The organism is Thioalbus denitrificans, assembly GCF_003337735.1.
GTDB classification, from domain to species: Bacteria; Pseudomonadota; Gammaproteobacteria; order DSM-26407; family DSM-26407; genus Thioalbus; species Thioalbus denitrificans.
Window position 1 is genome coordinate 197784 of sequence record NZ_QPJY01000003.1, and the last position, 20978, is coordinate 218761.

The window sequence follows — 20978 nt, forward strand, 5'->3', positions numbered from 1 at the left end:
GGGAATCAGGCGCGGGCCGCGGCCGTGGACCGGCGCAGCGCCCGCCCGCGCGGGGCGCGCTTCCACCAGTGGTAGTGGCTACCCTCGGCGGAGACCGACTCGTGGGGCCGGTAGCGGCGCCGGCCCTCCCCGTCGAGTCGCAGGAAGCCCCAGTCCCTGCACTTGCCGCCATGCATGAACAGGGTCCAGGCCTCGCCCCCCTCGGGCAGTACCACCCGGTGGAAGTCGCCGCCGCCGATGCGGTTGAAGCGCCCCGGCCGCACCGGCCGCTCCACCACCCGCTCGCCCGCCTCCGCCGGGGCCAGCAGCAGCTCGCGGTAGCCGCCCGCCAGCACCCAGCTCAGCGCCCACGGCCAGGGGTGGTCGTGCAGGCCGCGGTCGGGATCGCTGGCCACGAAGCGGTGGAGATAGACCCCGCCGCCGCCGGGCAGGCGCAGCAGATGGTAGCGCTCCAGGTAGGGCTCGCCGTGGTGGCCGTTGATGATCCGGCAGCGCAGCCAGCCGCTGAGGCGGTAGAGGAGGGCGGAGAAGCGGGTCGTGGGTCGCATGGCGGTCCTTCGGGGTTCCTGGGCCACGGGATCATAACCCGGTTCGCCGGTCGGTTACCCCATCGGAGCCAATGTCCGGACCCCGCACCACGATGGGGCGGCCCGTCCCGCGGCCCGTTCTTACGAACGGCGGCCGGTACCGGCCGGGCCCGACCGCCTGTAGTCGACCATGCCACCCTGACATTCGCCATCCTGATACCCACGCCAGCGCCCGGCCGATTGACAAACGGCCTGCCGTGCACGCCTCCCCAAACCGGTGCGGATTACCGCTTGTTCCCGCTTTCAATCCGAACCGAAACATCTTCTCCCCCCTCCTGTTGGCGGTTGTCACCCCGTTTCCAGACATTCGCAACCCCCACCCCTCGCGTCACTAAGCCATTGAATCCCTTCCCGGACGCTCGCCGAAGACGGGAAATTCCCCTGGCGCCCCGTGCCCGGCACCCGAGCGGGGCTGGCACACCGCTTGCACTTCGAGCCGGGAACGCCGCCATCGGTGACACACCGGAGCGGCACTTCGAAACCCCACTGGAGGCGACAATGCACACACCCACCCGACGATTCCTGTCACGCATCGCGAAAACCGGCCTCGCCGCGGCGATGGCCCTCTCCCTTGCCCAGGGCGCCCAGGCCGCGCCGGCCACCGCCGCGGTGAACACCACCGGCCTGGCCGTGGACGACGCCAGCGTCACCGTCGGCATCCTCCACTCCCTGAGCGGCACCATCGCCATCACCGAGTCCTCGGTGGTGGACGCCGAGAAGCTGGCCATCGACGAGATCAACGCCGCCGGCGGCGTGCTCGGCCGCCAGATCAAGGTGGTGGTGGAGGACGGAGCCAGCGACTGGCCCACCTTCGCCGAGAAGGCCAACAAGCTGCTCGGCAGCGACAAGGCCGCCGCCGTGTTCGGCTGCTACACCTCCGCCTCGCGCAAGGCGGTGCTGCCGGTGTTCGAGCGCGGCAAGGGGCTGCTCTACTACCCCACCTACTACGAGGGGCTGGAGCAGTCGCCCAACATCATCTACACCGGCCAGGAGGCCACCCAGCAGAACATCGCCGCGGTGGAGTGGCTGATCAAGGAGAAGGGCGCCAAGACCTTCTACCTGCTCGGCTCCGACTACATCTGGCCGCGCACCACCAACAAGATCGCCAAGAAGGTGATCGAGCGCCTGGGCGGCAAGGTGGTGGCCGAGGAGTACGCCCCGCTGGGCCACACCCAGTTCGGCTCCATCATCAACAAGATCAAGCTGCGCAAGCCCGACGTGGTCCTGAGCACCATCGTGGGCGGCAGCAACGTGGCCCTCTACAAGCAGCTCAAGGCCGCCGGCCTCGACGGCGGCAACAAGACGCTGATGGCCTTCGCCATCACCGAGGAGGAGGTGCGCGGCATCGGCGCCGAGAACGTCACCGGCGTCTACGTGCCCATGGGCTACTTCCAGACCGTCGACAACGAGGCGAACAGGAAATTCGTGGCCGCCTTCAAGGCCCGGTACGGCGAGGACCGCGTCATCGGCGACACCATGGAGGCCGGCTACATCGCCCCCTACCTGTGGAAGGCCGCCGTGGAGAAGGCCGGCAGCTTCGACGTGGAGAAGGTGGCCGCCGCCTCCGCGGGCCTGGAACTCGACGCGCCCGAGGGGATGGTGAAGCTGCACGACAGCAACCACCACCTCTACAAGTACACCCGCATCGGGCAGATCCGCGCCGACGGCCTGATGGACATCGTCCACGAGACCGGCCTCATCGAGCCGAACCCCTACCCCGAGCTGTAAAACCTGACCGGCGCCCCGCCCGGGCGGGGCGCCGGCCACCCCACCGTCATTCAGGAACATTCATTCCGGAGGGAGTCTCACCATGGGTGACATCCTCATCATGCAGGCCTTCAGCGGGCTGAGCCTCTTCTCGGTGCTGCTGCTCATGGCCCTGGGTCTGGCCATCATCTTCGGCCTCATGGGAGTCATCAACATGGCCCATGGCGAGTTGATGGCCATGGGCGCCTACACCACCTACCTGACCTCGGTGGTGTTCGAGAAGTACCTCCCGGGCCTCATGGGGGCCTACCTGATCTTCGCCATCGTGTTCGCCTTCCTGGTGACCTTCGCCTTCGGCAACCTGATGGAACGGTTCATGATCCAGCACCTCTACCGGCGGCCGCTGGACACCCTGCTCGCCACCTGGGGTCTGAGCCTCATCCTGCAGCAGGGCTTCCGCACCATCTTCGGCGCGCCCGAGGTGGGGGTGCCCATGCCCGACTGGCTGCTGGGCGCCTGGCAAGTCACCGACGCCATCGAGATCCCCCTCAACGGCCTGTTCGTCATGGCCCTGTCGCTGCTGGTGACCCTGGCGGTGTTCGTGTTCATCTTCCGCAGCCGCTGGGGCCTGCGCATCCGCGCCGTGACCCAGAACCGGGTGATGAGCGGCGCGGTGGGCATCGACACCAAGCGGGTGGACCGCGTCACCTTCTCCATCGGCTCCGGGGTGGCCGGCATCGCCGGCGCGGCCTTCACCCTGCTCGGATCCACCGGGCCCGGCACCGGCCAGCTCTACATCGTGGATACCTTCATGGTGGTGGTGTTCGGCGGCGTGCAGAGCCTCATCGGCACCATCGTATCCGCCTTCACCATCGCCGAGGCCCAGTCGACCATGGAGTTCTTCCTCAGCGGCTCCATGGCCAAGGTCCTCACCCTGCTCGGCATCGTGGTGATCCTGTTCTTCCGCCCGGAAGGACTCCTCAGCCTGAAAGTGAGGAAGTGACATGCTGGAACGACTCTTCCAATTCGCCGGCGGCCGCCGCGATCTGGTCAACCTGCTGCTGCTCGGCGCGCTGCTGCTGGTGGTGATGCCTCTCGTCCTGGACTCCTTCCGCCTCAACCTGGCGGGCAAGTACCTCTCCTTCGCCTTCGTAGCGGTGGGGCTGGTGCTGTGCTGGGGCTACGGCGGCATCCTCAGCCTCGGCCAGGGCATCTTCTTCGGCCTCGGCGGCTACCTGATGGCCATGTTCCTGAAGCTGGAGTCCTCGGGCGCCGAGCTGCCGGACTTCATGGTGTGGAACAGCCTGGAGTCGCTGCCGGCCTTCTGGCAGCCCTTCCACAGCTTCGGCTTCACGCTGCTGGCGATCTTCGTGGTGCCCACGCTGCTGGCCTGGCTCATCGGCGCGGCCATGTTCAAGCGCCGGGTGGGCGGGGTCTACTTCGCCATCATCACCCAGGCGCTGGCGTGGATCCTCTCCATCCTGTTCATCGGCCAGCAGGGGCTCACCGGCGGCATCAACGGCATCACCAACTTCAGCACCCTGCTGGGCTGGGACCTCTACAGCGAGAGCGCCAAGCTCACCCTCTACTACGTCAACGCGGCGCTGCTCATCGGCGTGCTGCTGGCGAGCCGCTTCATCCTCGACAGCCGCCTGGGCAAGCTGCTGGTGGCGGTGCGCGACAAGGAGGACCGGGTCCGCTTCTCCGGCTTCGACGTCTCCAACTTCAAGATCTTCGTCTTCTGCGTGGCGGCGCTGTTCTCCGCCATCGGCGGGGCCATGTTCACCCTGCAGGTGGGGCTCATCTCGCCCTCGCTGATGGGCATCGTGCCCTCCATCGAGATGGTGGTGTTCGCCGCGGTCGGCGGGCGCTACTCGGTCATCGGCGCGGTCTACGGCACGCTGCTGGTGAGCTACGGCAAGACCTTCCTCTCGGAGAACTTCCCGGAGCTGTGGCTCTACTTCATCGGCGCGCTGTTCATCGCCGTGGTGATGGTGTTCCCCAACGGCCTCGCCGGCCTGGTGGACAACCTGCGCCAGCGTCTTCGCCCGCGCGGCCGCGCCCTGCCGGTCACCGCCGTGGCAGAGGAGGCCCGGGCATGAACACTCCCCAGGAGCACATGATCCTCGAGGTGGAGGGGCTCAGCGTCTCCTTCGACGGCTTCCGGGCGGTGGACGACCTCAACTTCTACGTGGCGCCCAACGAGCTGCGGGTGGTCATCGGACCCAACGGCGCCGGCAAGACCACCCTGCTCGATCTCATCTGCGGCAAGACCCGCGCCACCGCCGGCTCCATCCGCTTCAGGGATCGCGAGCTGACGCGCATGCGCGAGCACGAGATCGTGCGCCTCGGCGTGGGGCGCAAGTTCCAGAACCCGTCCATCTACGAAAACCTCTCGGTGGCGGAGAACCTGGAGATCTCCTACCCGCGCAGCCACGGCGTGTTCGCCTCGCTGTTCTTCAAGCGCGACGCGAAGCTGCGCGAGCGCATCGACGAGGTGGCCGAGGCCATCTTCCTCGGCGACCGGCTCGATGCCGAGGCCGGCGCCCTCAGCCACGGCCAGAAGCAGTGGCTGGAGATCGGCATGCTGCTGATGCAGGAGCCGGAGCTGATGATGCTCGACGAGCCGGTGGCCGGCATGAGTCCCCGGGAGCGCGAGCAGACCGCCGAGCTGCTCAACCGCATCACCCGCAACCGCGCCGTGATCGTCATCGAGCACGACATGGAGTTCGTCAAGAACATCGCCCACCGCGTCACCGTGCTGCATCAGGGCCGGCTGCTCAGCGAGGGCTCCATCGAGAGCGTTCAGCGGGACGAGCGCGTCATCGAGGTCTACCTGGGCCACTGATCGGGGACACCACATGTTCAACGCAGAATCCGTCAACGTCGCCTACGGCCAGAGCCACGTGGTGCACGACGTGAGCTTCACCGTGCAGCCGCGGGAGACGCTCGCCATCATGGGCCGCAACGGCATGGGCAAGACCACCCTGCTGAAGGCGCTCATGGGCATCCTGCCCGTGAAGAGCGGCCGGGTGGCCATGGAGGGCGCCGACCTGACCCGGGCCGAGAGCCACACCCACGTGCGCCACGGCATCGCCTACGTGCCCCAGGGCCGCATGATCTTCCCCACCCTGACGGTGGAGGAGAACATCCAGACCGGGCTGGAGAAGCAGGGCACCCGCGAGGTGCCCGAGAGCATCTACTCCCTCTTCCCGGTGCTGTTCGACATGCGCCACCGCAAGGGCGGAAACCTCTCGGGCGGCCAGCAGCAGCAGCTCGCCATCGCCCGCGCCCTGGTCACCGAACCGAAGGTGATCCTGCTGGACGAACCCACCGAGGGCATCCAGCCCTCCATCATCAAGGACATCGCCCGCACCCTGAACGAGATCAAGGCCATGCACGGCGTGTCCATCGTGGTCACCGAGCAGGTGCTGAGCTTCGCCCTGGCGGTGGCCGATCGCTTCCTGGTCATGGAGAAGGGCGCCGTCATCCACGAGGACACCCGCGCGGGCGTGGACGAGGCGCGCATCAAGCAGTTCCTGACCGTCTAGCCGCGGCCGGGCGTTCCCCGGAGCGCCCGCCCCGTACAACCCAGCCCCAGCAACACGATAGAGAACAGGAGCAGACCCATGAGACACGGAGACATCTCCTCCAGCAACGACACCGTCGGCGTGGCCGTCGTGAACTACAAGATGCCCCGGCTGCACACCAGGGCCGAGGTCCTGGACAACGCCCGCAGGATCGCCGACATGGTGGTGGGCATGAAGCAGGGCCTGCCGGGCATGGACCTGGTGATCTTCCCCGAGTACAGCACCCACGGGATCATGTACGACCCGAAGGAGATGTACGAGACCGCCTCCACCTGCCCGGGCGAGGAGACCGCCATCTTCTCCGAGGCGTGCCGCAAGGCCAGGACCTGGGGCGTGTTCTCCCTTACCGGCGAGCAGCACGAGGAGCACCCCAACAAGGCCCCCTACAACACCCTCATCCTCATCGACGACCAGGGCGAGATCGTGCAGAAGTACCGCAAGATCATGCCCTGGTGCCCCATCGAGGGCTGGTACCCCGGCGGCAAGACCTACGTCTCCGACGGCCCCAAGGGCATGAAGGTGAGCCTCATCATCTGCGACGACGGCAACTACCCGGAGATCTGGCGCGACTGCGCCATGAAGGGCGCCGAGCTCATCGTCCGCTGCCAGGGCTACATGTACCCGGCCAAGGACCAGCAGGTGATGGTGGCCAAGGCCATGGCCTGGATGAACAACAGCTACGTGGCCGTGGCCAACGCCACCGGCTTCGACGGCGTCTACTCCTACTTCGGCCACTCCGCCATCGTCGGCTTCGACGGCCGCACCCTGGGCGAATGCGGCGAGGAGGAGTATGGCATCCAGTACGCCGAGCTCTCCGTCTCCGCCATCCGCGACGCGCGCAAGACCTGGCAGAGCCAGAACCACCTGTTCAAGCTCCTGCACCGCGGCTACACCGGAACCATCAACTCGGGCGACAGCACCGAGGGCGTGGCGGAATGCCCCTACGAGTTCTACAGCACCTGGGTCAAGGATCCGGCCAAGGCCAAGGCGCAGGTGGAGGCCATCACCCGCACCACCGTGGGCACCTCCGAGTGCCCCATCGCCGGCATCCCCAACGATGCCGACGCCGGCAGCCACAAGTAGCACCCCGCCGGTGCCGGCCCCGCGGGGCCGGCACCCTCCCTTTCCGGACACAGCCCCACCGCCATGACCGACCGCGCCCCGCCGGTGCCCGAACCCATCGGGTGCGAGCCGACCCTGCGGCAGCTGCGCCGCCACCTGGGGCTCTACGTCACCGCCCTGTGGGGCACCCCGCGGGCCATCGCTCCCGTCGCTCCGGGGGGCATCGCTCCCTACCTCGAAGGCGAATCGATCCATCTGCCCGCAGTCTGGCCGGCGGGGCTGGGTCTGCCCGCCCTCCCCCTCTACCGCGCCGCCGCCGCCCATGCCGCCGCCCACCTGGCCGCGCCCTGCCCGCTGCAGTTGGGCGACCAGCTCAGGCCGCGCCAGCGCGCCATCATCGGCCTCGTGGAGGACGCCCGCGTGGAGGCGCTCGCCATCGCGCAGTTTCCTGGGCTGCGCCGGCTCTGGGCGAGCCTGCACCCGCGCTACCGGCCCGACAACGTCACCTTTCCCGCCCTGCTCTCGCGCCTCTCCCTGGCGCTGCTCGACCCGGCTCACCACGACGACAACCACTGGGTGGCCAAGGGCGTGCGCCTCTTCCGCGAGGCGCGTGGCCGACTGGACGATCCGTCGCTCGCCCGCGAGCTGGGCACCGCCCTGGCCCACGACATCGGCCAGATGCGCCTCGCCATGGACGAGGGTCATCCGCCGCTGCCGGCCCCCTACCGCGACGACCACCGCCACCTCTGGGCGCTGGAGCGCGAGCAGCTTGTGGGCGACGCCGATTCGGAGCCTCCACCCCGGCAGGAGACGCCGGGCAGCCGGATGGTGGAGTCGCCGGCGGGGGGCCGCGACCTCGCCTTCACCGAGGAGCCGGCACAGGGCCCCGGGCCCGAGGGCTTCCGGGTGCAACCGGTGACGGAGGACGCGCCGCTGGAGTACCTGCGCCGCTCGCCGAAGCGGACCGGCGAACCGGTGCTCCATCCCGAGTGGAACCACCGCACCGGCATCCTGCGCCCGCGCTGGTGCACGGTGCACGACCGCATCCCCGACGCGGGGCCACTGGCGCGCATCGACGCGCTGCTGGCACGCAACCGCTTCCTGCTGGGGCGGCTGCAGCGCCTCATCATGGCCCTGCGCCTGCAACGGCTGCAGCGCCAGCGCGGCCAGACCACCGGCGACGATCTGGATCTGAACGCCGCCCTGCGGGCGCTGGTGGAGATGCGCGCCGGCTTCGAACCCGACAGCCGCCTCTACATCCGTGCCGCCCCCTACCCCGAGGGCGATCTCTCCACCCTCCTCCTGCTGGATCTCTCCGAGTCGGCCAACACGCCGGTGATGGAAACCGGCGGCACCCTCCTCGACCTGACCCTGGAGGCCACCGTGCTGCTGGCCCACACCCTATCGGCGCTGCACGAACGCTTCGCCGTGCACGGCTTCGCCTCCAACGGCCGCCACGAGGTGCACTACCGGCGCTTCAAGGAGTTCGCCGACCCCTACGACGACACGTCCCGGGCGCGCCTGGCCGGCATGGCCGCCGGCTGGTCCACGCGCATGGGCGCGGCCCTGCGCCACGCGGGAGCGCAGTTGCAGGGGGAACCCACCTCCCACCGGCTGGTACTGGTGGTCACCGACGGCGAGCCATCCGACGTGGACGTGTTCGACCCGGACTACCTGGTGCAGGACGCCCGCAACGCCGTGCAGGCGCTGCGGGCCACGGGGATACAGACCTACTGCCTGAGCCTCGACCCCCGCGCCGACCGCTACGTGGGCACCATCTTCGGCCGCAACCACTACGGCGTCGTGGACCACGTGGCGCGGCTGCCGGAGCGGCTGACCGGGCTCTACCTGGCGCTGACGCGGCGGCGGTGAGTGTCACGCGCAAGAGGGATCTCACCGTCGGCGCAATGCACGGCAGGAATCGACCACCTCCATGCCGGGACGGCAGGCGATGGGATGGGATGCGGCCGCCAGGTGTACCCGTGCTGCGCATCGGAGCATGAAATCCATCCGGGCAGCCGATCATCCTGGCCGCCCACCGGCTTGACCCGCCTCAAGGCCATGCCGGCCGGCCGCCGGTACGCTCACCCTCGGGCAACCGGAGGCCGGTCATGGTCGATGCGACGCTGGACCCCGTGCGAGCCGAACCCGCCGCGGGGCGTTTCCCGGGCAACATGGCGATCTGGGTCGGCATCACCTGTGAATTCGTCGAATTCGGCGTGCTGTTCGCCGTCTACTTCGTCGCCCGCGCCCACTTCCCCGAGGCGTTTCACGCCGGCCCCGGCCGGCTCTCGACCACGGCCGGCGCCGCCATCACCCTGCTGATGGTGACCAGCAGCTACTGCATCGCCTGTTCCGTGAGCGCCATGCGCCGCGACCGGCGGCGGCAGGCCCTCCTGTGGCTCTGCGCCGCGCTGGCGGTGGCCCTCGGCTACCCGCTGGTAAAGTACCTGGAGGTGGGCCGGAACCTGGCCCAGGGGCTGGACGGAGGCGCCGGGATTTTCATCACCGTCTACTACTACCTGACCATCAATCACCTGGTGCACGCCACCTGGGGGATCCTCGGCATCCTCTTCGTCCTCGGACGCCTCGCCTTCGGCGCCTACAGCGCGGAAAACCACGCCGGACTGGAAGCGCTCGGCAGCTACTGGCACGCCACCGACATGATCTGGCTGGTCCTGTTCACCCTCTTCTACCTGCTGGCCTGAACACCATGAGCGCCCGGACCGACAGCCTCCCCTCCCTGACCCGCGCCTGGCTGATCCTGGTGGCCCTCACCCTCGCCAGCATCGCCCTCGGCAAGTGGAGCGCCGCCATTCCCTGGCTGCCCCTGCTGATGGCCGTCGTCATCTGGATCAAGTGCGCCATCATCGCCGACCGCTTCATCGAGGCGGACCGGGCGCACCCCTTCGTCCGCCGCGTGGTGCGGGTATTCATCGCCCTGGCGCCGATCGCCCTGATCCTCGTCACCCTGTTCGGTCCCGGGATCGCGCGTTTGCTGACCCTGAAGTAGGCGCATCCGGTCCCATCGCCGGCAACTGGCGCGCTCCGGGGTCGGACCTGGACAAGCATCTGTTTGCACAGCCGAATGCCCCTGACATGGCACAGCCGAATGCCCCTGACATGGGAGCCAGCCCATCTTGCGATGGCCGACTTCACCCCCCACCGCTCGTGTCTCTGGACGCGCGGTGGCGATTGGGATTCGCCAGGGCTGCCGATTCCTTCCCGGGATCGCCTTTCCGAACCGGAAATACCGACGATTCATGGAATTGTTGCCTTATTAATCCGCATGTTGCGCAGGTCCGACCCGTTGGCCGGGACCCGTTGAATGGGCTTGCTCTCGGGCGGGGGATGAGCTAGGTTGTTGATTAGAGGCCGACCAAAGCATCATACGAAGCCAAGGAGTCAAGCAGCAAAGGAGGAACAGGGATGTTGTGGTGGCCAAAGGCGATCTATGAATCTCTGCCCGCCAGCTATCTCGTGGCGGGTCTCACCAGTCTTTACGAGTTACCCAAACCGCTGGCCTTGTGGCCCGGATGCACATTCCTGTGCGCGGGTGCCCTGGCGATCTTCATGCGCGTCCAGTACCGGAATCGTCGCCGGCTGTCGCTGAGCAGCGATGAGCTCAGGCATGTCCACCGCCAGCAGCGGATGGTGGACAGGAGGGCCGAGGCCGCGCTGAAGGAGTTCGAGTTCAGCCAGTCACACGGCGCACAGCGCCGGCTCACCAGGCACGACATTCCCGACAAACGCTGAGCCTCCCACGGGGCCGGAATGCATCGAACACGTACGGGAACGGTGCCGCGTCTTTCATCCCTCCCCACTTGACCTGGTGGCGCGCAGGGAGCGGGCCTGGCCAGGCCGCTGTCAACCGGCCAAGCTGCCCCTGACCCGGGCGTCGCTCCAGTCCCACGGAACCGCGTTTACGCCCCAACCTCCTGCGCGACCGGATGGGCGGCGGCCTACAGCCGCGGCCCGCCCCGGCGGTGCTTCACCCGCGAGAGCAGGGTCTTGCACTCCACGCTGAGGATGTGGGGGCGGGAGAAGATGTGGCGGCTGGTGAAGCGGTCGAGGGCCTCGAAGTCCTCGGTCAGGGTGTGGATGTGCAGGCTCTGCAGGTCGCTCATGATGTAGAGGCTCACCACCTCCGGCAGTCCGGCCAGTTCCCGGGCCACCGACTCGATGGCCACCGGCGCCACCTTCACGTCCACGAAGGCCGAGAGGGTCTTGCCGGTCTTCTCCGGGTTGATGACGGCGGTGAACTGCTCGATGATGCCGTCCTCCTGCAGGCGCCTGACCCGTTCGCGCACGTGGGCGCGGGAGACGCCCAGTTCGCGGGCGATGTCGGCGTAGGCCATGCGGCCGTTCTTGATCAGCAGGCTGACGATGCGGGTGTCGGTATTGTTCATTGGGCTCCGTCCAGTCGGTCGTGGGGCCTTTCCAGGCCCGGTCCCGGACGCAATGCAAGATCGGTGCTCACCCCCCCTTTCCCCGATGACGCGGTTTTCATGGGCCCGGCGACGAGCCCGACGCCTCGGAATGGTGCCGTTCGCACCATTTTGAGGCAGCCAATCGCGCCTGGGGCCCCTGACAAACGGCAATGGACCGGACGACTGGGATCAGCGCCGTGAGCAAATCGGATTCATTTGCCTGACAAACGGAATGCCACGGCGTCGGGAAACCCATCCCGGTTGACATTCGCAACATGGTGCACCCCACACCATCCTGGTGCGGCTCCCGGCGCCCGTTCCGGTCCCGGCACCCGGTGGAAATCCAACTTTCCCTTTAAAACAGTCGCTTGAAAGTTCCTTGCCCGGTTGGCACAGGCCTTGCTCTCCCGGTTTCAGCCCCGGTTGACATCCGTCCGATGCGGCCGGGTTCCGAACCCGACACAGACAGGAGCAGCGCCATGACCCTCAAGCGACGCGATTTCCTCAAGGCCGGCATGGCCGGCGCACTGGCCGGCGCCGCCACGATGGCCCCCGCCATCGTCCGCGCGGAGTCGAAGCAGAAATTCCGCTGGAAGATGACCAACGCCTACGGACCGGGCGCCCCCTTCTACACCGTCGGCCCCGGCAGCGCCACGGACTTCTGCAAGATGGTGGAGACCATGTCCGGCGGCCGGCTGAAGATCAAGCACTACGCCGCCGGCGAGCTGATCCCGGCCCTGGAGGGCTTCGACGCCGTCTCCCAGGGCACGGTGGAGATGAACTGGGGCAACGCCTACTTCTGGGCCGGCAAGACCTTCCCCGCCCAGTACTTCACCACGGTGCCCTTCGGCATGAACTTCCAGGGCATGAACGCCTGGATCCGCCACGGCGGCGGCCAGGAGCTGTGGGACGAGGTCTACGCCCCCTTCAACGTCATCGGCATGCCCGCCGGCAACACCGGCGTGCAGATGACCGGCTGGTTCCGCGAGCCGGTGGAGAAGATCGAGGACTTCAACGGCCTGCGCATGCGCATCCCGGGACTGGCCGGCAAGGTCTACGAGACCCTGGGGGTGAGCGTGAAGCTGCTGCCCGGCGGCGAGATCTTCCCGGCGCTGGAGCGCGGCGTCATCGACGCGGCGGAGTTCGTCGGCCCCTACCAGGACCGCCGCATGGGGCTGCACAAGGCGGCCAGGTACTACTACACCACCGGCTGGTCGGAGCCCTCCAACACCACCGAGCTGCTCGTGAACAAGGAAGCCTGGGCGGGCCTGCCCGAGGACCTGCAGGCCATCGTCCGGGCCGCGGCCGAGGCCTGCAACCTCATCAGCCACACCTGGTCGGAGGCCAACAACTCCGAGGCCCTGGAGGATCTCGTCACCAACTACGGGGTGGAGGTGCGCACCCTGTCGCCGGAGATCGTGGCCAGGCTGAAGACCGTGACCATGGAGACCCTGGAGAGCCACGCGGCGGCCGACCCGATGGTGCGCAAGGTCCACGACAGCTACTTCGCCTTCAAGCAGAAGCACGATGCCTGGCAGGCGCGCAGCGAAACCGTGGTGCAGACCCAGCTGTGAGCGGAGCGGGCCGATGACCGACAGTCCCCTGGCCCGGCACGCCCGGCGGCTCGACGCGTTCGTTGAACGCGTCGGCCGCGGGGCCGCCTGGCTGACCCTGGCGCTGGTGCTGCTGGTGGCGGGCAACGTGCTGGCCCGCTACCTGCTGCACACCAGCTCGGTGGCGCTGCAGGAGCTGGAGTGGCACCTGCTGGCGGCCCTGTCGCTGCTGGCCGCCTCCTACACCCTGCAGCAGAACGAGCACGTGCGGGTGGACATCCTCTACCAGCGCTACCCGGAAATCGTCCGGCGCTGGATCGACGGGCTGGTGCCGCTGGTGATCATCATCCCCTTCGCCCTGTTCATCGCCTGGCTGTCGCTGAAGTTCACCCACCAGGCCTACGCCATCGGCGAGGTGTCGCCCGATCCCGGCGGGCTCGGCTACCGCTATCTCATCAAGGCCTTCATCCCGCTGGGCTTCACCCTCATCGCGGTGCAGGCCCTCTCGATGCTGCTGGCCACCATGGCCCGCATCGGACTCGACGACAGGAGCGTCACATGGAGCCGGAAACGCTAGCCCTGCTGATGGTGGGCGGGCTGTTCGTGCTGATCCTGGCCGGCATCCCGGTAGCCTTCGCCATCGCCGCCACCGGCCTGGCCTTCGGGCTGGCCGGGTTCGGCACCGATCTGTTCAACCTGCTGCCGGCGCGCATCTTCGGCGTGGTGACCAATTACACCATGCTGGCCATCCCGCTGTTCGTGTTCATGGGGGTGCTGCTGGAGAAGTCGCGCATCGCCGAGAACATGCTCGACGTGGTGGGCCATCTGGCGGGGAAATCCCCCGGCGGGATGGCGCTGGCCATCGTCGGGGTGGGGGTGCTGATGGGCGCTTCCACCGGCATCGTCGGCGCCACGGTGGTGACGGTGGGACTCATCGCCCTGCCCCCCCTGCTGCGGCGGAACTACAAGAAGAGCTTCGCCTGCGGCACCATCTGCGCCTCGGGGACCCTGGGCCAGATCCTGCCCCCGAGCCTGATCCTGATCCTGCTCTCGGACATCATGGGCGAGTCGGTGGGCACCCTGTTCGCCGCGGCGGTGCTGCCCGGTCTGCTGCTGGCCGGGCTCTATGTCCTCTACATCATCGCCCTCGGCCGGCTGCGCCCGGAGTGGGTGCCGCCCATCGGCGCCGAGGAGCGCGCCGCCCTGCCGCGCCGGACGCTGCTGCTGCAGCTGGTGAAGACCGTCCTGCCGCCGCTGGCCCTCATCTTCACTGTGCTCGGCTCCATCATCGGGGGCATCGCCGCCCCCACCGAGGCGGCCTCCATGGGGGCGCTCGGCGCCGTGGTGCTGGTGCTCCTGAGCGGCAACCTGAACCGCCGGGTGCTCACCGACACCCTGCAGGACACCTTCAAGATCACCGGCATGATCATGTTCGTGCTGATGGCCGCCCAGGTCTTCAGCCTGAGCTTCCGGGGCCTGGACGGCGACTACCTGGTGGAGAGCCTGTTCGACAGCGTGCCGGGCGGCGAGTGGGGCGCGCTGCTGTTCATGATGCTGATGCTGTTCGTGCTCGGCTTCTTCCTGGAGTGGATCGAGATCTCCTACATCGTGCTGCCCTTGCTGCTGCCCTTCTTCCACGCCACGGGGACCGACATGGTGTGGCTGGCGATGCTGGTGACACTGAACCTGCAGACCTCGTTCCTGACCCCGCCCTTCGGCTGGTCGCTGTTCTTCCTCAAGGGCGTGGCGCCGCCGGAGGTGGACACCCGCGACATCTACCTCGGCGTCATTCCCTACATCGGCCTGCAGGCGGTGGCCATCGGCCTGGTGATGGCCTTCCCCGCCATCGCCACCTGGCTGCCCCGCGCCGTGGGCTGGTAGCCTCCGCGAACCCAAGGAGCCACACGTGAACGAACTGCTGATCCTGCTGCCGCTGCTGCTGGCCTGCGGCGCGGCGGCCGGCATCCTGGCCGGGCTGCTGGGGGTGGGGGGCGGCATCGTCATCGTGCCCATGCTCTACCACGTCTACACCGGCCTCGGCATCCCGGTGGACACGGCCATGCCGCTGTCGGTGGGCACCTCCCTCTCCACCATCATCCTCACCTCGGTCATCTCCGCCCGCAGCCACGCCCGCCGCGGCACGGTGGACCGGGCGGTGGTGCGGGGCTGGGCGCTGTTCATCCTGCTCGGCGTCGGGCTCGGCATGCTGGTGGCCAACCTGGTCTCCGGCGCCCTGCTCAAGACCCTGTTCGGCGGCCTGCTGATCCTGGTGGCCGTGCACATGCTCTACACCGCCCGCCACGCTGCGCCGCAGCTGGCCGATCGCCTGCCCGGGCGGGGACCGCAGGCACTGCTGGCGGGGGTGGTGGGCGGCTTCTCGGCCCTGCTGGGAATCGGCGGCGGCACCCTGGCGGTGCCCATGCTGAACCTGTTCGCCTTCCCCATGCACCGGGCGGTGGGCACCGCCTCGGTATTCGGCTTCCTCATCAGCGTGCCGGCCACCCTCGGCTACATCCTCACCGGCTGGGGCGCGGCGGGACTGCCGCCGGCCTCCACCGGCTTCGTCAACTGGCTCTCCTTCGCCGCCCTGGTGCCCGCCACCATGCTCTTCGCCCCCGTGGGGGTGCGCCTCTGCCACCGCCTCGACGTGCGCCAGCTCAAGCGGGTGTTCGCGCTGTTCCTGCTGCTGGTGGGCGCGAAGATGGCGGTGCTCTGATCGCACCCCGGCCCTCCGGATCCCATTGTCTATGCTTGTGACTACGGTACACGGGAGCGGGGGACGGGCGATGGGGCTGGAGTCGGTGGCCGGGCTCGGCCCCTGGGACCTCATCCCGCTGACGCCGGCGGCGGCGGCGATCCTGGGCGACTGAACCGCCGTGGCAGCGCTGCCGTCACAGGCCGGCCGCGTGCCGCTCCTTCAGGGCCACGTAGTGGTCGGGAATGCGCCACAGCAGGGCCCGCTCGGCGTCGTTCAGGGGCCGGGCCTGGCGCGCCGGACTGCCCACGTAGAGAAAGCCGCTCTCCAGCTCCTTGCCGGGCGGCACCAGGGCGCCGGCCCCGATGAGGGTCTCCGCCGGCACCCGCGCCCCGTCCAGCACCAGGGCGCCGATGCCGATGAGGCAGTGGTCGCCGATGGTGCAGCCGTGCAGCACCGCCTTGTGGCCGACGCTGACCCCGTCGCCCACCACCAGGGGGTGACCGGCGGGATTGTCCTCGCCGGGGCTGCTGACGTGCAGCACGCAGCCGTCCTGGATGTTGGTGCGCGCGCCGATGGTGACGTGGTTGACGTCGCCGCGGATGACCGTGAACGGCCACACGGAGCTGTCGCGCCCCAGGCTGACATCGCCGATCACCAGCGCCAGCGGGTCCACGTAGACCCCCGCGGCGAAGCGGGGCCGGCGATCGAGGTAGGGGCGGATGTTCATGGCGTCTCCCGCGGGGTGTCGGGGCTCCCTGGCGAACCCTCGAGGGTGGTGCACAGGCGCCAGGCCGGCGCCCAGGTCTGCAGCGGGTCGCAGGCGGACCCGGCCCCGGCCCCGGCCGCCGGACCGGCGGCCGGGGCCGGCAGGGCATCGGGGTCCGGATCGCCGGCCGCGGGGGCCAGGAACTCGTGGACCAGGATCATCCCGCCGAAGCTCGCCGCGGCGAGCACGAGGGGAATCAACAGGCCGAGCAGCCGTTGCCTGATGCCGGATTCTGACACGCTGCCGGACCCGTCCCTGGCCGTACTGGAGAAGTTAGTGTACTGCGTCACTCCTGGAGGCGCAGTACAACGGATCATAGACCGGCGAAGGCCGCCCTGCATGGGGGGAACCGCCCCCGGCAGTGCGGGACATGCCACAGTTCGGCCATCCGCGCCTTGCCTTGGCCGGGGGCGCACGGGAGACTGGAGCTGCAGCGCAGCGCGCGCCACCCGGCCCGACCGTTCCGCCGCGGACCGGCGCCGGGCAGGGGAGATGGCCGGCGAACTCAACCACCCGAACGGCAACAACAAGGAAAATTTCATGCTGAACACCACCCGCGCCCTCGGCGGCATGGCCGTCGCCCCCCACGCCCTCGCGGCCCAGGCCGGCCGCGACGTGCTGCGCGAGGGCGGCAATGCCCTGGAGGCCGCCATCGCCATGGCCGCCTCGCTGGCCGTCCACTACCCCCACATGACCGGCCTCGGCGGCGACAGCTTCTGGCTGCTGGCCGCCCCGGGCGGGGAGGTGCAGGCCATCGACGCCTGCGGCCGCACCCCGCAGACCCTCACCCCCGACTTCTACCGCCAGCGCGGACACCAGGCCATCCCCGTGCGCGGGCCGCTGGCCGCCAACACCGTGGCCGGCACCGTCTCCGGCTGGGACGCCGCCTACACCCTCAGCCGCGAGCAGTGGGGCGGAAGCCTGCCGCTGGAGCGGCTGCTCGCCGACGCCATCCACCATGCCCGCACCGGCATCCCCGTCACCGCCAGCCAGGCCCGCAACACGGCCCGCTTCCGCGCCGGGCTCGAGCCCCAGCCCGGTTTTGCCGAGACCTATCTGCCCGGCGGGGTGGTGCCCGCCGCCGGCGACCTGCTGCGCCAGCCGCGCCTGGCCGCCACCCTGGAGCGGCTCGCCGCGGCGGGTCTGGACGACTTCTACCGCGGCGAGCTGGCCGCGGCCATCGCCGCGGACCTCGAGGCCGTGGGCAGCCCGGTGGGCGCCGCCGATCTGGCCGCCCACCACGCCGAGCTGACCGCCCCGCTGGAGCTCCCGGGCCGGCTCGGCACCCTCTACAACATGCCGCCCCCCACCCAGGGCGTGGCCTCGCTCGCCATCCTCGGCCTCTACGAGCGCAAGCACACCGATTCCCTTGCCCCGGAGAGCGCCGACTACGTGCACCTGCTGGTGGAGGCCACCAAGCAGGCCTTCCGGCTGCGCGACCGCCACGTGCGGGACCCCCGGGACATGGCCACCCCGGCCGAGGAGCTGATCGACCCGATCCACCTCGACCGGGTGGCCAACCTGGTGGACATGCACCGGGCCCTGCCCTGGGAGGGCGCCGGCGACACCGGCGACACCACCTGGTTCGGCGCCATCGACGCCGAGGGCCGGGCGGTGAGCGTCATCCAGAGCGTCTACCACGAGTTCGGCAGCGGCGTGGTGCTGCCCGCCACCGGCCTGTGCTGGCAGAACCGCGGCGCCAGCTTCCACCTCGAGCGCCACCACCCCCGCGAGCTGCGCCCCGGGCGCAAGCCCTTCCACACCCTCAACCCGGCGCTGGCCCGCTTCGACGACGGCCGGGTGATGGTCTACGGGACCATGGGCGGCGACGGCCAGCCCCAGACCCAGGCGGCCGTCTACACCCGCTACGCCCACTTCGGCCAGGAGCTGCAGGCGGCGATCACCGCCCCCCGCTGGCTGCTCGGCCGCACCTGGGGCTCCAACTCCAACACCCTCAAGCTGGAGGGGCGCTTCCCGGCGGCGGTGGTGGAGGAGCTGGCCCGCCGCGGCCACCCGGTGGAGGTGGTGGCCGGCTTCGACGAGATGATGGGCCACGCCGGCGCCCTGGTGCGCCACCCCGGCGGCCTCATCGAGGGTGCCGCCGACCCCCGCAGCGACGGCTGCGTCGCCGCCTTCTAGGTCCATCCGGGAGCACACGGAAATCGCTTCCCGGCAGCGCCGGGGCGTGGTAAACAGGCACCACCTTACCTGCGCCGCCGGGCGTGACCCATGCCTGATCCCCAGCTGCCGTCCCAACCCGCCGCCGGCGACGGGACCGCCGATCCTGTCGGACCCATCGCCGCCGCCCTCGCCGGTCCGGGCTGGTGCGTGGCCGAGGCGTTCCTCTCCCCCGCCGAGACCGGGGCGCTGGCCGCCGAGTGCCAGGCCCTGTGGGAGGAGGGCGGCTTCCGCCACGCCCGCATCGGCGTCGGCGCGAACCTCCGGCTGCGCCCGGAGATCCGCAGCGACCGGGTGCACTGGATCGACCCGGCCGCCCCCGCCCCGGCCCTGCGGCCCTACCTGGAGCGCATCGAGCGGCTGCGCCTGGCGCTCAACGAGAGCCTGTGGCTGGGGCTGTTCGAGTTCGAGGGCTTTTTCGCCGTCTACCCCCCGGGCAGCTTCTACGCCCGCCACATGGACAATTTCGAGGGCGCCCGCCACCGGCTGGTCACCTGCGTGCTCTACCTGAATGGCGACTGGGCGCCGGGCGACGGCGGCGAGCTGCGCCTCTATACCGACGGGGAAGACCCGACCCGCCGGGTGGACATCGAACCCCGGGGCGGCACGCTGGCCGCCTTCCTGAGCGAGCGTTTCCCCCACGAGGTGCTGCCCGCCCGCCGCGATCGGCTCAGCCTCACCGGCTGGCTGCGCCTGCGGGACTGAGGCCTTGCCCCCACGATTGCCGTCTTTTTTCACGTCCGGCAGGCGGTTACCTTGAGGCTGAGCGGTTGTCCGAACGAGGAAGACCCATGCGCCGACAGACCGCCAGCGCCGTGTTCGAGCTGTGCTGGGAGAGCGGGCTGGCCCGCCACACCGACATCACCTGCACCGACAGCCTGAACCTCTGGCGCGACTACCTGCCGCCGGGACTCGAGGCACTGGCGGAATCCGGGCCGGGCACACGCCTGGAAACGCGCCTGCCGAAGGAGGAGCCGGTGCCGCCCCGCAGCCGCGACCGGGTGGTGAGCGTGGCGCCGGAGCAGTTCGATCGCCACTTCCGCCGCGGCATGACCATCGAGCCGCGCCTGGGGCGCTTCTATCCCGTGGGCATCCTGCAGCGACTCCCCGGCTACTCCCGCGGGGACCGCATGCCCTGCCGCTGCGTGGCGCTGGAGGAGAAGCGGCTGCGCTTCGATCTCAACCACCCCCTGGCAGGGCGCGACCTGCGCCTGGCCGGGGAGCTGGTGGCCCGGCACGATGGGGGCGGACCGGAACGCGGCGGACTGGCGCGGGACTGGGCGCTGGAAGCCGCCAGCGGCGGACCGGGGATGCAGGCGCTGGAGCCGGACCTGGAAGTGGACTTCCGGTCCGACGATCCCTTCGCGCGCCTGGACGAGGAGCCCGACGAGCGCTTCTACGCCATCCCGCGCCTGGCGCACCACCTGGACGACACCGCGCTGGCCCGCCTCAGCGCCTTCCACGGGCGCATGCTCCGGCCCGGCGGGCGGGTGCTGGACCTCATGAGCAGCTGGACCTCGCACCTGCCCGGAACCCTCGCGCTCGAGCGCCTGACCGGGCTGGGCATGAACCGGGAGGAGCTGGAGGCCAACCCGCGCCTCGACGAGCGCCTCGTGCACGATCTCAACGCCGACCCGCGGCTGCCCTTCGCCGACGAGAGTTTCGACGCGGTCCTCTGCGCCCTCTCGGTGGAGTACCTGGTGCGGCCGCGGGAGCTGTTCCGGGAGGTGCGCCGGGTGCTGCGCCCGGGCGGCGCCTTCCTGGTCACCTTCTCCAACCGCTGGTTCCCGGGCAAGGCGATCCAGCTCTGGCCGCAGCTGCACGAGTTCGAGCGCATGGGCCTGGTGCTGGCCTGGTTCCGCGACGCCGGCGGTTTCGGGGAGTTGGAGACCTGGTCCCTGCGCGGCCTCCCGCGGCCCGGGGATGACAAGTACAGCGCCCGGCTGGGCGCCTCCGATCCCCTGTTCGCCGTCTGGGGCCGCCGGACCGGGGAGGCCGTATAATCCGGCACCCGGAGGGGCGATATCCGCCCCGGGCACGACTGGAGGATGACCATGACCCATCAGACCACCCCCGCGGGACTGGTGATCGAGGATCTCGAGACCGGCACCGGCGCCCTGGCCACCGGCCGCGGCCAGACGGTGCGCGTCCACTACACCGGCTGGCTGGCCGACGGCACCCGCTTCGACTCCAGCCGCGAGCGCGGCGAGCCCTTCAGCTTCCCGCTGGGGGTGGAGTTCGTCATCCGCGGCTGGGACGAGGGGGTGCCGGGCATGCGGGTGGGCGGCACCCGCCGCCTGACCGTGCCGCCGGAGTTGGGCTACGGCTCCCGCGGCGCCGGCAACGTGATTCCGCCCGACGCCACGCTGGTGTTCGAGGTGGAGCTGCTCGACATCTCCGAGTGAGC

At 69.6% G+C, this 20978-nt stretch carries 23 protein-coding genes; 19 read left to right on the forward strand and 4 right to left on the reverse strand.

What is annotated here, in order from left to right:
* Window positions 1-5: 5 nt before the first annotated feature.
* The gene (locus DFQ59_RS09215; RefSeq protein WP_114279404.1) at window positions 6-548 is read right to left on the reverse strand and encodes a hypothetical protein; all 543 of its coding nucleotides are present in this window, start codon (window positions 546-548) and stop codon (window positions 6-8) included.
* 537 nt (window positions 549-1085) lie between these two features.
* Between DFQ59_RS09215 and urtA the strand changes: the two genes are divergently transcribed.
* From urtA to DFQ59_RS09265, 10 genes are all read left to right on the forward strand, one after another.
* On the forward strand, window positions 1086-2315 hold the full coding sequence (urtA, locus tag DFQ59_RS09220; RefSeq protein WP_114279405.1) for an urea ABC transporter substrate-binding protein: 1230 nt from the start codon (window positions 1086-1088) through the stop codon (window positions 2313-2315).
* Window positions 2316-2397: 82 nt separating this feature from the next.
* Window positions 2398-3297 (forward strand): urea ABC transporter permease subunit UrtB, encoded by a 900-nt coding sequence (gene urtB, locus DFQ59_RS09225; protein ID WP_114279406.1) that lies wholly within the window; start codon window positions 2398-2400, stop codon window positions 3295-3297.
* 1 nt (window position 3298) lies between these two features.
* Entirely contained in the window at window positions 3299-4396 is a 1098-nt protein-coding gene (urtC, locus tag DFQ59_RS09230) for an urea ABC transporter permease subunit UrtC (RefSeq protein WP_114279407.1), read from the forward strand.
* Complete coding sequence (urtD, locus tag DFQ59_RS09235; RefSeq protein WP_114279408.1) at window positions 4393-5142, forward strand: urea ABC transporter ATP-binding protein UrtD; 750 nt, start codon at window positions 4393-4395, stop codon at window positions 5140-5142. The genes urtC and urtD overlap by 4 nt, the downstream gene beginning before the upstream one ends.
* Before the next feature lie 13 nt (window positions 5143-5155).
* Window positions 5156-5845 (forward strand): urea ABC transporter ATP-binding subunit UrtE, encoded by a 690-nt coding sequence (urtE, locus tag DFQ59_RS09240; protein ID WP_114279409.1) that lies wholly within the window; start codon window positions 5156-5158, stop codon window positions 5843-5845.
* Window positions 5846-5923: 78 nt separating this feature from the next.
* Window positions 5924-6967 carry an aliphatic amidase gene (locus DFQ59_RS09245; RefSeq protein ID WP_114279410.1) on the forward strand — a complete coding sequence of 348 codons (1044 nt, stop codon included), beginning with the start codon at window positions 5924-5926 and terminating at the stop codon, window positions 6965-6967.
* Between the two features lie 63 nt (window positions 6968-7030).
* Window positions 7031-8818 carry a nitric oxide reductase activation protein NorD gene (locus DFQ59_RS09250; RefSeq protein ID WP_114279411.1) on the forward strand — a complete coding sequence of 596 codons (1788 nt, stop codon included), beginning with the start codon at window positions 7031-7033 and terminating at the stop codon, window positions 8816-8818.
* A 239-nt stretch (window positions 8819-9057) separates the two neighbouring features.
* Window positions 9058-9654, forward strand: a complete 597-nt coding sequence (locus DFQ59_RS09255) for a cytochrome c oxidase subunit 3 family protein (RefSeq protein WP_114279412.1) — start codon at window positions 9058-9060, stop codon at window positions 9652-9654.
* A 5-nt stretch (window positions 9655-9659) separates the two neighbouring features.
* A complete protein-coding gene (locus DFQ59_RS09260) occupies window positions 9660-9959 on the forward strand; it encodes a hypothetical protein (protein ID WP_114279413.1) in 300 nt (99 codons plus the stop codon).
* Between the two features lie 416 nt (window positions 9960-10375).
* Window positions 10376-10702 carry a hypothetical protein gene (locus DFQ59_RS09265; RefSeq protein ID WP_114279414.1) on the forward strand — a complete coding sequence of 109 codons (327 nt, stop codon included), beginning with the start codon at window positions 10376-10378 and terminating at the stop codon, window positions 10700-10702.
* A gap of 206 nt (window positions 10703-10908) precedes the next feature.
* Here the strand turns inward: DFQ59_RS09265 and DFQ59_RS09270 are convergent, their stop codons facing one another.
* On the reverse strand, window positions 10909-11355 hold the full coding sequence (locus DFQ59_RS09270; protein ID WP_114279415.1) for an Lrp/AsnC family transcriptional regulator: 447 nt from the start codon (window positions 11353-11355) through the stop codon (window positions 10909-10911).
* 500 nt (window positions 11356-11855) lie between these two features.
* On the opposite strand from DFQ59_RS09270, the gene DFQ59_RS09275 reads away from it, so the two are divergent.
* Genes DFQ59_RS09275 through DFQ59_RS20505 form a run of 5 tightly spaced genes read left to right on the forward strand, consistent with a single transcriptional unit; the run spans window position 11856 to window position 15799 of the window.
* Window positions 11856-12950: a TRAP transporter substrate-binding protein gene (locus DFQ59_RS09275; RefSeq protein ID WP_114279416.1), complete on the forward strand. Its 1095-nt coding sequence runs from the start codon at window positions 11856-11858 to the stop codon at window positions 12948-12950.
* 13 nt (window positions 12951-12963) lie between these two features.
* Window positions 12964-13506 carry a TRAP transporter small permease subunit gene (locus DFQ59_RS09280; protein WP_114279417.1) on the forward strand — a complete coding sequence of 181 codons (543 nt, stop codon included), beginning with the start codon at window positions 12964-12966 and terminating at the stop codon, window positions 13504-13506.
* Window positions 13488-14810: a TRAP transporter large permease gene (locus tag DFQ59_RS09285; RefSeq protein WP_114279418.1), complete on the forward strand. Its 1323-nt coding sequence runs from the start codon at window positions 13488-13490 to the stop codon at window positions 14808-14810. Before DFQ59_RS09280 ends, DFQ59_RS09285 begins: the two co-directional genes overlap by 19 nt.
* 25 nt (window positions 14811-14835) lie before the next feature.
* Window positions 14836-15645, forward strand: a complete 810-nt coding sequence (locus DFQ59_RS09290; protein WP_114279419.1) for a sulfite exporter TauE/SafE family protein — start codon at window positions 14836-14838, stop codon at window positions 15643-15645.
* A gap of 31 nt (window positions 15646-15676) precedes the next feature.
* Complete coding sequence (locus DFQ59_RS20505; RefSeq protein WP_281268241.1) at window positions 15677-15799, forward strand: hypothetical protein; 123 nt, start codon at window positions 15677-15679, stop codon at window positions 15797-15799.
* Between the two features lie 21 nt (window positions 15800-15820).
* Here DFQ59_RS20505 and DFQ59_RS09295 read toward each other — a convergent pair whose 3' ends face one another.
* Window positions 15821-16354, reverse strand: coding sequence for a gamma carbonic anhydrase family protein (locus DFQ59_RS09295; RefSeq protein ID WP_114279420.1), 534 nt, complete (start codon window positions 16352-16354; stop codon window positions 15821-15823).
* Window positions 16351-16632 carry a hypothetical protein gene (locus tag DFQ59_RS19825; protein ID WP_170142106.1) on the reverse strand — a complete coding sequence of 94 codons (282 nt, stop codon included), beginning with the start codon at window positions 16630-16632 and terminating at the stop codon, window positions 16351-16353. Before DFQ59_RS19825 ends, DFQ59_RS09295 begins: the two co-directional genes overlap by 4 nt.
* 301 nt (window positions 16633-16933) lie before the next feature.
* Between DFQ59_RS19825 and DFQ59_RS09305 the strand changes: the two genes are divergently transcribed.
* The 4 genes from DFQ59_RS09305 to DFQ59_RS09320 all read left to right on the forward strand — a co-directional run bounded on the left by DFQ59_RS09305 (window position 16934) and on the right by DFQ59_RS09320 (window position 20976).
* Window positions 16934-18532, forward strand: coding sequence for a gamma-glutamyltransferase family protein (locus tag DFQ59_RS09305; protein WP_114279550.1), 1599 nt, complete (start codon window positions 16934-16936; stop codon window positions 18530-18532).
* 90 nt (window positions 18533-18622) lie between these two features.
* Entirely contained in the window at window positions 18623-19276 is a 654-nt protein-coding gene (locus DFQ59_RS20510; protein WP_114279422.1) for a 2OG-Fe(II) oxygenase, read from the forward strand.
* Between the two features lie 86 nt (window positions 19277-19362).
* Window positions 19363-20574, forward strand: coding sequence for a methyltransferase domain-containing protein (locus tag DFQ59_RS09315; protein ID WP_114279423.1), 1212 nt, complete (start codon window positions 19363-19365; stop codon window positions 20572-20574).
* A 51-nt stretch (window positions 20575-20625) separates the two neighbouring features.
* Window positions 20626-20976 carry an FKBP-type peptidyl-prolyl cis-trans isomerase gene (locus DFQ59_RS09320; RefSeq protein WP_114279551.1) on the forward strand — a complete coding sequence of 117 codons (351 nt, stop codon included), beginning with the start codon at window positions 20626-20628 and terminating at the stop codon, window positions 20974-20976.
* Window positions 20977-20978 lie beyond the last annotated feature (2 nt).

Coding starts and splice junctions, on each gene's coding strand:
- DFQ59_RS09215 (WP_114279404.1), bottom strand. CDS start 548: ATGCGACCCACGACCCGCTTCTCCGCCCTCCTCTACCGCCTCAGCGGC.
- DFQ59_RS09280 (WP_114279417.1), top strand. CDS start 12,964: ATGACCGACAGTCCCCTGGCCCGGCACGCCCGGCGGCTCGACGCGTTC.
- DFQ59_RS09275 (WP_114279416.1), top strand. CDS start 11,856: ATGACCCTCAAGCGACGCGATTTCCTCAAGGCCGGCATGGCCGGCGCA.
- DFQ59_RS09315 (WP_114279423.1), top strand. CDS start 19,363: ATGCGCCGACAGACCGCCAGCGCCGTGTTCGAGCTGTGCTGGGAGAGC.
- DFQ59_RS09305 (WP_114279550.1), top strand. CDS start 16,934: ATGCTGAACACCACCCGCGCCCTCGGCGGCATGGCCGTCGCCCCCCAC.
- urtE (WP_114279409.1), top strand. CDS start 5,156: ATGTTCAACGCAGAATCCGTCAACGTCGCCTACGGCCAGAGCCACGTG.
- DFQ59_RS09265 (WP_114279414.1), top strand. CDS start 10,376: ATGTTGTGGTGGCCAAAGGCGATCTATGAATCTCTGCCCGCCAGCTAT.
- DFQ59_RS09245 (WP_114279410.1), top strand. CDS start 5,924: ATGAGACACGGAGACATCTCCTCCAGCAACGACACCGTCGGCGTGGCC.
- urtC (WP_114279407.1), top strand. CDS start 3,299: ATGCTGGAACGACTCTTCCAATTCGCCGGCGGCCGCCGCGATCTGGTC.
- DFQ59_RS09260 (WP_114279413.1), top strand. CDS start 9,660: ATGAGCGCCCGGACCGACAGCCTCCCCTCCCTGACCCGCGCCTGGCTG.
- DFQ59_RS09295 (WP_114279420.1), bottom strand. CDS start 16,354: ATGAACATCCGCCCCTACCTCGATCGCCGGCCCCGCTTCGCCGCGGGG.
- DFQ59_RS09255 (WP_114279412.1), top strand. CDS start 9,058: ATGGTCGATGCGACGCTGGACCCCGTGCGAGCCGAACCCGCCGCGGGG.
- urtB (WP_114279406.1), top strand. CDS start 2,398: ATGGGTGACATCCTCATCATGCAGGCCTTCAGCGGGCTGAGCCTCTTC.
- DFQ59_RS09285 (WP_114279418.1), top strand. CDS start 13,488: ATGGAGCCGGAAACGCTAGCCCTGCTGATGGTGGGCGGGCTGTTCGTG.
- DFQ59_RS20510 (WP_114279422.1), top strand. CDS start 18,623: ATGCCTGATCCCCAGCTGCCGTCCCAACCCGCCGCCGGCGACGGGACC.
- DFQ59_RS20505 (WP_281268241.1), top strand. CDS start 15,677: ATGCTTGTGACTACGGTACACGGGAGCGGGGGACGGGCGATGGGGCTG.
- DFQ59_RS09270 (WP_114279415.1), bottom strand. CDS start 11,355: ATGAACAATACCGACACCCGCATCGTCAGCCTGCTGATCAAGAACGGC.
- urtD (WP_114279408.1), top strand. CDS start 4,393: ATGAACACTCCCCAGGAGCACATGATCCTCGAGGTGGAGGGGCTCAGC.
- urtA (WP_114279405.1), top strand. CDS start 1,086: ATGCACACACCCACCCGACGATTCCTGTCACGCATCGCGAAAACCGGC.
- DFQ59_RS09250 (WP_114279411.1), top strand. CDS start 7,031: ATGACCGACCGCGCCCCGCCGGTGCCCGAACCCATCGGGTGCGAGCCG.
- DFQ59_RS09320 (WP_114279551.1), top strand. CDS start 20,626: ATGACCCATCAGACCACCCCCGCGGGACTGGTGATCGAGGATCTCGAG.